This is a genomic window from Nostoc sp. FACHB-133 (assembly GCF_014698055.1).
Lineage (GTDB): Bacteria > Cyanobacteriota > Cyanobacteriia > Cyanobacteriales > Nostocaceae > Nostoc.
Genome location: NZ_JACJSH010000052.1, coordinates 39,321 through 50,380, shown reverse-complemented (window position 1 = coordinate 50,380; position 11,060 = coordinate 39,321). Strand labels below are relative to the sequence as shown.

Sequence of the window (11,060 nt, the reverse complement as noted above, 5' to 3'; positions counted from 1 at the left end):
ATACCCTTAAACGGCTGCCCATATACCTGTTACCGTGGTAGATACATTATGTGTATTTACTTATCTTTACACAATTTGGTTTTTTCACCCTGTCCTACTTAAATCCCTGCTTTATCTCCAGATTTCCAAATCAGTACCCCATCACCAAGAGCAATGTCTTTGGCGTAACGAGTTGTCAGCCAGGGCATCTGCTCAAAGTCGCGGATGCCGTCTATGATGCGGTAATATTTGGGGTTTCCCTGAAAGAGCCAGTATGCCATATTGGTAAGTTAATTAATTTTTGATTACTCGTCTTCATCTACAGCATCACTGTATGCTGAATCATCCACAGCCAATACAGGCTTACCCATAGCAGCCTCGATTTTGGCAAGTATCATCCGTTGACGCGATGCCATAAAACCCTCAAAGTCATCTTGTCGAAGTGTTATTGCATCAATTTGGTGAGTTGCCAAAATCGCATTCATGCCTGCATCATCTAGCTGAACACTGTCATGCTTTTGAAGCTGAACCAGATATTGACTTGGAGCTTTACCGCCAATCATGCGATTTGCTATAAATGATATGGGAGTTTTGTTGAGAATAGAGTTATAGCGAGATGCGGGAATACCCTGCTTGTCACACCAACTTTTGGGGAAAATGTGATGAATATCTAGTCTGCGTCCTTCCCAATCGGTTTCATCCAAATCCCGAATAGTGGACTTCCAAAAGAAATCTTGAGAACCTTCACGTTGAATCAAGGTATTAATACCTTTATATGCAGCACTAGTTCTGGAACGCAAAGTCCCTAAACGTGCAGGTTGAAAATTAGCATCCCGAACAGTTGCAGGTTCTTCCTTAGCATCTTCAATCCAGTCGATAAGCTCTTGAATATCCAAAGCCATGCGAGTTTCAACTGCCCCGCCGTACAATTCGCCAAGGATACCGCACCAGAACCAACGGGTGATTTTTTCATGGATTTTCGGTTCCAGCCAGCGATCGCCAAGCAACGCCATGACTGCGGCAAGAGGAATAAGTTGAGTGCGGTAAGGTAAATCGCTAGTTGAGAAAAACGATTGCTGACGCAAGAATTTAGCTGATTTCCAGTAACCTTGGGTAAGAGGCTGTTTCCATTTTTGGTAAGCATCTAGAGGTAAAGACAAAACTGCTTCGCGCTTGGCAGTAACACCTGTTATTTGCTTGCCAGTTTTACCTGCTTTTAAGTCTTCCTTTCGTTTATCCCAAGTATGCAGTAGTGTCAATCCTTGAAGAAACTCAGTAGGTTGAACCTCGCGTAACAAACTTTGCTTTCTTATGTGTGGTTCGATACCTTCGATACTTTCCTGAGCATTACCAAACCATTCATCCCGCAGGTTTACATTATCAGCAGCATAGGTGGCAGTCATCAGTTCAAAAACGGTTAATGCTTCGCCTCCCGTATTCACTTTCTCGAATACTAGGCAAACAGCTTCCTTTTTGTTGTCCCGATTGAGTTCGATGATTGGCAAGTCATAGAAGCGAAACTCTTTAATGACTTGGGTACGAAATTTCATATAACGACTAAATTTTTTTGAGCCATGATCTGAGTCGTAATTATTTAATCCTTCTTCCCAGCTATCCGAGTTGAAAATTTGATTGCAAGGGAAAAAGAAATTTTCATATTCCTTTTCTGGCGTACTCAGATCAAGTTTGATATCACGTCCAAAGTTTTCTCGCTGAATACGATCTGCATCAATGCTAATTATTGCATTTTCATAATATTCTTGCCCTAATAGGGCCATTTCGATATCGATGTAATAATAACGTTGCAATAATTTTTTCTTGTGGTCACGAGTTTGTACAGGTTCTCTAAATATCAACACTTGCGTTAATGAAGTAAGCCTCTGTTGCCCGTCAAGAATCAGCTTTTTTAATTTATTAGGTGTTGCCTTTGTTGGATCGACTCCCTCGATAGGACGCGCCTTAAATTTAGTATCACCACCTGCCTCCAATAGCATAATTGCTCCTACAGGAAAAGCACGAGCAATGCTTACCAACAGTGAACGGATGTGTTCATCATCCCAAACCCACCCTCGTTGAAAATCGGGTAGTTGAATTTCACCTGTGATGATAGCTTTCAGTAAAGTCTCTAGTCTTGTTTTAGTAGAATCAAATGTAGACATATAAATATTTCTTCTGATGATTTGTTTGAATGCTTCGTAAAAAGTGTCGAATATCAATAACCAGTTCAAAATTACTTAGTGAGGATAAGCCTCGGCATCTGCTCAAAGTCGCGGATACGTGTCGATAATCCGGTAGTACTTGGGGCTGCTTTGGAATAGCCAATATACTGTTGTTTGTTGTTTGGTAGATTTCCTTGCTTGGTTTGGGTGGGGCGATCTAATCATCATCATCACCAGGGGCCCATCCATAGTCAGGAAAATTTTCTAAGCCAATCATGTCTAAGTAATCTTTGGTATCAAGACTCATATCCTCAAAATTCTCCTCATCGTCTTCTTCATCATTAAGAATTTCGTCTAAAGCACCTGCTAAAAAGCGCTTAATTAGCCAAGCGCTAGCTTGAGAAAAATCACGGTTAAACCCTAAATAAACTGCACCAAACACAGCCTCAAACATTTCTGCAAAAAGTCTCTCTTGCTCATTTAAAGGTTTTCCTTTTAGACTTTTTCCCAATAAGCAGAACTCTGGTAAATTTAACTTAATAGCAAATTCTGACAATTGGGCTTTATCTATAAGTGGTTGTTTATCCTCAGTAAGTTCGCCTTGTGTAGACTCAGGAAATCTTTCATACAAATAGTCAGTAACAATAGCACCAAGAATTGCATTTCCTAAATGAACTAGCCGTTTGTAAGATTTCTCTTGTAAATCTTTTGTCTGCCTATCTACATTTGATTCATAGATAAATGATGGGTGTCTTAAAGCAATTTTTAGCGCTTCTGTTGCCTGAAATTCACTTATACTAATTCCTTTCAAAAAAGCTTGAATTTGCTGTTGCCGTTGTTGTTCTGGGTTATACAATTGTGTCATAATTTAATAATTAATGTAATAAATTTTAGTTAGCAATTAGTAAAAACAACAAAGTATGTCTACTGCAATCGCTTATGCCCTTAATAAAAGAGCAGCTAAAGAAACTTGTATACTGGTAGGTTTAATTCCTTCAAATGTAATTAGGTTGAGTTTGTCTGTATCTTGCACTAACTGAATCACAAAGTTTTCATCATCCAAAATTGCTTTATTTCCATCGGTATACTCTTTTAAAAGTTTTTGTACAGCCCTCATCTCCTTCCAAGTGTTCAAATTTTTTAACGTACTCTTAACAGCTGCTCGATCTAAACCTGCTGGAAAGTGATTAAGCATACTCACCCGACGTTGAATTTTAGTAATGCGCTCAGAGGTAACGCTAATGTTTTCTAGGGTTTCTGGCTGTTCTAATTCAGCAACCTGTTGCTGTTTTAAGACCACTAGTTTGTTATATAAAGATTGAGCGCATGATAGTAAATATTTTGAGGAGAAAACATTTCCCGCTATCGGAGTTTTGAAGGCAGTAGCGATCGCCATACCATAACCATCGTTTTCCCCGGTTTGGTCATTCCAGAACAAAGTCTGCTGTTTCTCTAAAATTGGTTCTCCATTTGGGCCAAAATATTGCACTGTCAACGCCACTAATCCGGTAGCTTCATCTTTTTCACCAGTGCGGCGACCTACAGCAATTGGATTGGCTTGGTAGTCTTCACCCAATTCTTTTAGTAACTTGCTTAGTTCTTCACTATGCAGAATCTCATTTTGGGTATAAAGGTCGCGGCTAGTTTCCTGTTTTTTATAGGCATCTTCTTGTAAATTACCCTGCTCTATCTTTCTAGCTTTGACTAAGCTCTGAACAAAGTCGATGTATCCTGGCAGAATTTCATCATCAAATAGGGTATCACCATAAATAGAAGCTCCCAATGTGTTGACACTAGAAATGGTAGGGATGTTGGGGTTAGGTTCAATACTAGCGATGTCTCCATCATTTTGGGCTAAGTCTCCTACGAGTTTTTTATTCAGATTTGATAGGCGAGAAGCTTGCCGTAACAGTTGGCTTTCACTGTTGGCATAATAAACATAAATGTTCTTAGCTTTATGTTGCTTGGGGCGGTCAATCCGTCCAATGCGCTGCTCCAAAATCATAGGATTCCAAGGCAGGTCAATATTAATCAGATAATCAGCATCTTGTAGATTTTGACCCACTGATAAAGTTTCTGACCCAATTAGTACGGCGATTTCTTCCTCTGGCTTTGGGCGTTCTGTAGGATTTTTACAAGTAGCGTCTGGGGCAAACAGTCTAAATATTTCTTGGCGATTTAAAGTAACTGGGCTACGTTTTGGTTGCAGTGCGTGACCAGGACTTACTTTTTGAGGTTTGTCTGAATTATTTGTGTAATACAGTTTTGTAGAACCAATCAGCATCCCAATACCTTTAGATGCGATCGCACTGTCACGAGCCATGTAACGGTAGTAATCAATTACGGTGTCACTGAAAGTTGAAATTAACAGCACTTTATGACCTTGACTTACCAGTTCTGCTACTTTTTGAGTAACTTGCTTGCGTTTGTGATCAACTAGAAATTCATCTATTAACAGGTTTTGAATCTGTTCTAGCTGATGCAAATCACCTTCACAATCAGCCAACATTCGCTCATAAACTTTTTGGGCATTGTTAGGATTATCTCGTAAGTTATCTGTGGCAATATCAATAGACCGCCTTAACTGCTGACGCTTTTGTTGTTGTTCTGCCTCGTTTTCGTCCTCGTTTTCTTCCCCATCTTCATAATCCTCATCCCAGCCTTCAGGGTTGTAATCATCTAAGAAACTTTCTGGTTTATCCTTCTTGTCGGATTCAAAATTGTAGTGAATTAGCAAAAATTCTTTCAGCCCATCAGCATCATGAGAAACTGATTCTAAGCGTTGTTGCATCTGCCGAATGCGATCGCCAAAGTTTTTGATAGTCCGATTCAAGGCATACATACTCGATTCAGCCCGTTGTAGAAAGAATCGGCGTTGATTGCCTAATAGACTTCGCTGTTCGACGCTACCTGTTAAATAACGAATTGGATCAGCAAAGGGAATAAAAAGACTGGTTTCAAATTGAGTGAAAATCTGCTCAAGTGCTTGTTCTGTACTAATTTCAAAATGCACAGGTAGCCATTCTGCTATCCGTTTGGCATACAAATTTAAATCTGGGGTGGCTTCTCGCAGCATTTGGCGGGTGCGCTGAAGAAACAGTTCGCGGTAGGTACGGCGAAATAGTTCAGTATTATCTGTAAAATTTTCTACCCCAATTTCCCGATTTTGAAACCATTGAGCGACTTCTGCGGGGAACTTTAAATCATTGAATCCTTGAGGACGACTGATAAAGGGCGAGAGAATGTTATAAATATCTTCCCGGCGATTGTTCCAAGGTGTAGCGGTCAACAGTAGAAAGTAACGTTGCCGAGCAGACTTGCGATCGCTTTCTTGAATCGCTGCACAGGTTTTATGAATACGGTTTTTATAATTGCGAATGCCTTCGTGGGCTTCGTCGATGATAACTAGGTCAGGGCCACCGTAGCGATTGAAGTCTGCCAGGAAGTTACTACCTTTGCGGCTCATCAGGTTTTTATTGTAGAGTTCATAATCACCTGATTTAAACCCAAGTTCAGCCATTTCTCGTTCCCAGTTGGGATGAAGTTTTTTGGCAGCAATGATGGCAATTTTAGCTTGACCCTTCTGCTGACGATACAACCACGAGACAGTAGCCGCTAGTCGAGTTTTCCCCAATCCTACAGCATCAGCGCAGACAGCAACACCAAAATCCTGCATGACTCTTAGGCAATGTTGCGCTCCAGATTTTTGATGTTCAAACAAGATACCTTGATTTAACAGTTCATCTAATAAATCACTACGTTCAACCCGGAACTGACGGGGGCGCTGCTGTGCCAACCAGTAAAGAAAATCATTTGGTGTGCCGTGATTTCCTGCCAAAATTATTTCTACAGCTTGTTTAAACCCTTCAATTTCACTGAAATCTGGAATTTCTAGGGATTGGCTGACGGCTGGAGGATTTTCGGGTGAGTTGTGATAAGTGCCTTCGGTGGTTGTAACTTTGAATTCGGTTAACTTTGTCGGCGGATGTTCTGGGTCTACCTCAACTTGACCAATAATCCGTTCCGAATCTTGGCTGTCAATGGTGATTTTCACCAATTGATCATCTACAACCTCAATGCTTTCTATTTTGTCTAAATTTTGACCTGTGATTTCAACTTGGGTGGTTTCCCCAGGGGCAAACTCATCAGGATTGATAGATTCAATAACTGGTTCTTTTAACTTGGCACGGCGATCGCGTTCCGTCAACACCTGCTGTAAAAACTCTTGGGTTAAATCAAAGGTAATGTCATCTCGCTGCCACTCAACATCAAACTGACCAATACTTTCAAATATGGCTTCTGCATCTAGAGAATCCCAAGAGTAGAGAAAGGTTACACTCTCAGCATTTTTAGAATGTGCTGCACGGGTGAAATTATCTGAGCCTTCATGTAGAATATGATTTTCTAACTGGTCGCTCAGGATGCCAGTTTTTTTGTGATAAATACCTCCTCCTGACTCCATTTTTACAAGTTTAATTTGCAACAAATTCAGACGAACTAACTCTGCCAAAATTTCTGTACCACTAAAGGCACTATCTTCTAAACCCTTAAGAAATTCAGCTAGGGTACAATGAGCAAATCGGGCGCGGTAGTTAGGGTCTTGTAGTTTCTCCAGTTCTTGGACATCAGCCTGCTTAGTAAAACCCTGCCAGTCCATCAATAGGCGAATTTGACCCTCAGTTTGCACAATTGAAGCGAGAGGTTCTTCATATAGTTTCAGCACACCACTATCAAAGTAAGCCGTAGAACGGCGATAAATTTGGGTGCGTTCTAGGGCAGAGCCGATGAAGACATTATATTTATCTAGCTGATCAGGCAAATTGAATCTACGAAGACGACCTTTGATTTCTAAAAAGCTGCCAGCAAGTAAAGATTTTTCTTTGGTTACACTTTCTTTATGAAGGAATTTTTCAATAACATTTAAATTACTAATTCGTAACAGAGAGGTACTAGGTACATTTCCATCTTTGATAGGAATGTACTCAAACACCCTAGCGCTTTTTGGATCAATTCGTAGTATTTTGTAAGTCGCTTGTTTACCACCAATACCTAAAAACTTCACAACTGTTTTTAACAGCCTGTCAGCATCGCGGTGCTTGAAAACGAGCCAGTATTGATTGTCAACGCCTTTGATGGGATTACCTTGGAGTAGGTAGTAGGGGCGTTGTTTACGAATTAGGTCTTGGATAAAGTTCTCAAGCATGGTTAATAACTCACTGAATAGGCCAAGCTGGAATCACTGCGTCAATCTTTGCCATGAGTTCAATAGTTTCTTTGAGGGCTACAACAATACGCTGGTAATGTTGAATATCGTCAGGAGTGAGAGTGCGTCCTTTACGATCTTTGAGCCATTTTTGGCAAACTTGGTAGCCTCCTAAGTAGAAGTTCCACACTGATTCTGGTACGCCTGTAAATTTATCTCCTTTTTTGTTGATTATGACAGCACTATTAGTATATTTTGGATGTCCAGCATCGACTATACAATTACCGTTATTTTCTACAAATTGGGTTATTGGGTTATTGAGTTTGGGTGATTTAATGAGGTGAAGTGCTACTAATTCTTCACCGTATGTTGCTAGTTCGGTGAAGAGTTGATTATTGCTAGTGAGGGGAACACGAGGGAAGTCGATTTTTAGGAATTCGGCGTAACGAGTGCGGTAGTTAGGTGAATGGAAGATAGCATAGATGTAGTAAAAAATGGCTTCTGGGGTGGGGGTATAGCTAAGTTTAGTAGTAATAGCATTTAAGAAATTTTGAGATAGATTTGGATGGCGTTTTTCCTTTATTATTGAATTTTGAAGATTAGATTTATTAGGATATAGGTAGAGGGGAAAAACCTGCCCATAACCTTTGTTACTAGATGTTATACGATTGTCAACGATGCAATTAGTTACATAGGTGTGGTTAAATACTCCTTCAGCAACTTGTCTCACAGTAATTAATCCAAGATTTTCACCATCTATCATGTGGTGCATAACTTCTCCTCTGGGCATACTATGAAACCCTTTGCACTTACTTGTATAGTAAGTATGCTGAATATCAAAAGGACGATAAAGTATAGGGGTTATTTTATCTCGACTGATTCCAGACTTTTTTAAATCTTCTTGTGCAAGAGTAATTTTCCAATCTCTTGTGTCATCACATAATTTATATTCAATACGTGCTTGCTCTGGAGATAAATCAGAGAACTTTTGAATAGTGGCCCATACACTCTCTTCATTTGGATGAATGGTTAGTGAGTCACGAGCGGTAACGATGCCAGGAGTTTTAATAGTAAATATATCTGTTATACTCCAACTATTGTTGTATTCTGGCACAAGACTATTATTTTGTGGTATTAGAAGATAAAAAGGTGATTGAGGATTTAAGTTTATCCATTTAGTAGATTCTATATTTGTGCTAATGAGTTTTTCATATTTATCTTGTCTGCTACCATAAAGGTCACAGTGAAAAATAGAACGCTTCGTTCCTTTTACTCCTAAAGCAATCGCAACACCCTGCTGAATATCAAATACATTTATATCAGGCAAACCGTTTTGTTGTTTTTCCTTCTTTTTACTATTGCCATGCAAATCATAAATTTTTAATTCATCAAAATTGGCTATTAATGACTGACGCATTCCTCTAAATGTAGGATTATCTAAAAATCCATGATTTGTAATAAATGCCAAAATTCCATTGCCCGTTCTCTGAATTTTCCACTGAGCAAAGCGAATAAACTTTACATAATCATCTTGTAAACCTTTTGGATTTCTTTCACCTAATGGCTGACCATCTATTTGATAATAATCACGAACTAAAGAGGTTATCCATTCACCAGTGTTTTCTGATTCGTAAGAATAGGGAGGATTACCAATTACCAACATAACAGGCTGATCGCGTTTAATAGCTACAGCCCTGTCTGATTCTTCTGAAATATACTCTTCCAGAAAAACTTCTGATTTACGTTCTGGTGCATCTAAAGTATTTGTTAATATGATTTCTAACCGTTTCCCACTATCAAATTTATAACCAGTTTCTTCTAAGAATAAACTTATTTTTAAGTGAGCGATCGCATAAGGAGCCATTAATAACTCAAAACCGTAAATTCGAGTTAATAGATGATTCTCTACATACTGCGACCAGGATATATCACCTATTTTAGATTTAAATAGCTCTCTATATTGAACATTATTAAAACGTTCATAAATTAAGCGAAATATGTATACTAAAAAACTAGCAGTTCCACAAGCAGGTTCAAGAATTTCTACCTCTGGGTCAGCCAACCCCAACGGCTTATTAAACTTCTCTTTCACCAAAATATCTACAGACTGCACCATATAAGATACCACAGGCTCAGGTGTATAATAAACACCTCGACGCTCTCGCATTTGTGGTTTATAGGCTGCTAAGAAATCTTCATAGAACCGAATAACAATATCTTCCCGATTCATCTTCAACTGAAAGTCTGACAGAATTGCATCCATCTTAGCGGCGCGAAGAATACCAAAAATATCTGCGATCGCACCTATCAACTCATCCCCTAATTCTTCAGGCTCACGCTCTGACACATCTTTAAACAGCTTGCGGAGAAATGGGTTAGTTTCTGGTAATTGTTGCCAAGCAGATTCACGGTCAAAATGCGTTTCCTTCTCACGTCCCTCCCGCTTATCTTTTACATGGCTGAAGACCTTTGCTGTAAACAGTGCATAAGCAATGGTTTGGGCGTAGATATCTGCAAAACTGTAATCCTTCTCATTCTCTGAAGTCAATTGCAGTGTAGGTAGTAGCTCCCGTTGAAAACTCTTCAATAGGTTATGTAAATACCCATCAGCTTTTTCTTTCTCATAGACTTGGGGAATTACCTGCTCAATTCGACGAGCAGCTTCAGCCAACAACTGCGCTAATTCCTTCGCCGTTTTAATAGGTTCATAGAAAACCCACTCCACTAAGGGAACTGAACTTAGACCCTTAGCAGCAATTGGCAGTTCCCCTTGTTTTAAACGGTTTAACCGTGCTATTAGTTGCGGTTCATTCCAATCAAAAGTCTGGATTTGTCGTTGACGCAACCCACCTTCATTTGGCAGCACTAATGGCACTCTACCTGTAGCTTCTTTAGTAGGTAGAAGTAGATACATTACAGGTTGCTGTTCAGCAACTCGGTTTGTGTAATGCCCGTAAATTTCTTGTTGCTGGTCTTTAGAGGTCAAAAATATTTTAATTTCCTGGTCTGTAACTCCTGATAGTTCCTCATAGAAGCCAACAGCAATTGGGCAAGTTTCCTCAGCTTCTAATTCATCAACACCAGGGCGTAAGTACCAAAAACGAGAACCTTGAGGATCATGCTCTTTCACCGGATATCCTAAGAGCTGCCGCAGTGCCTCTACACGATGATTTAAATCTGTACCAGTCATGACAGCCTGTAACTGCTCTTTGGTGAAAGTCATTTGTTTTCCTTACTAAGTTCAAAACAGCACGGTAAAACTGCGATCGCGCTTTAAAAGAATGCAATCGCTATATCAAATTTGATTAAGTACTGCTCTCAAGAAGTGAGGTAATCTACTTTTTCCTCAGAACTAATTTGACTGATACTTCGCTAACAGTTTCTGCCCTTGATCACCCATCTCTTGTAGAAGTTTTTCAATCCTCTGCATAGCCATCGGTGATAACTTAGAGCGTTTATTTTCCCAACGATTAACTGTGGAATAAGTAACACCCAAATGTGTTGCAAACTGTTCTTGGGTTAAGCCCGTTACAGTGCGAAGTTCATGGATGAGCTGTCCCAGTTTTGGTTGTTCAATTACCAAAGGCTTTTTGATAGTCATTAGCTCAAAACCCACTACTTGAGTAGCAAATAATGTGTGATTTGCTATATCGTAGTTAGCCTAGTACTGGGTTGTAACCCGCTAATATACTGTTATTTATTTACTGTAGCTTTAATAT

General features: G+C 39.6%; 6 protein-coding genes. All 6 read right to left on the bottom strand.

Annotation, left to right across the window (positions count from 1 at the left end):
• Positions 1-98 precede the first annotated feature (98 nt).
• The 6 genes from H6G86_RS29340 to H6G86_RS29315 all read right to left on the bottom strand — a co-directional run bounded on the left by H6G86_RS29340 (position 99) and on the right by H6G86_RS29315 (position 10,942).
• The gene (locus tag H6G86_RS29340) at positions 99-260 is read right to left on the bottom strand and encodes an EVE domain-containing protein (RefSeq protein WP_199338467.1); all 162 of its coding nucleotides are present in this window, start codon (positions 258-260) and stop codon (positions 99-101) included.
• Positions 261-284: 24 nt separating this feature from the next.
• Positions 285-2,138, bottom strand: coding sequence for a GmrSD restriction endonuclease domain-containing protein (locus tag H6G86_RS29335; RefSeq protein ID WP_190937253.1), 1,854 nt, complete (start codon positions 2,136-2,138; stop codon positions 285-287).
• A 217-nt stretch (positions 2,139-2,355) separates the two neighbouring features.
• Positions 2,356-3,003: a ribonuclease III domain-containing protein gene (locus H6G86_RS29330; protein ID WP_190937252.1), complete on the bottom strand. Its 648-nt coding sequence runs from the start codon at positions 3,001-3,003 to the stop codon at positions 2,356-2,358.
• 72 nt (positions 3,004-3,075) lie between these two features.
• Positions 3,076-7,341 (bottom strand): helicase-related protein, encoded by a 4,266-nt coding sequence (locus tag H6G86_RS29325; protein WP_190937251.1) that lies wholly within the window; start codon positions 7,339-7,341, stop codon positions 3,076-3,078.
• A gap of 10 nt (positions 7,342-7,351) precedes the next feature.
• Positions 7,352-10,564, bottom strand: a complete 3,213-nt coding sequence (locus H6G86_RS29320; protein ID WP_190937250.1) for a type ISP restriction/modification enzyme — start codon at positions 10,562-10,564, stop codon at positions 7,352-7,354.
• A 129-nt stretch (positions 10,565-10,693) separates the two neighbouring features.
• A complete protein-coding gene (locus tag H6G86_RS29315) occupies positions 10,694-10,942 on the bottom strand; it encodes a helix-turn-helix domain-containing protein (RefSeq protein ID WP_190937249.1) in 249 nt (82 codons plus the stop codon).
• Between the last annotated feature and the right edge of the window lie 118 nt (positions 10,943-11,060).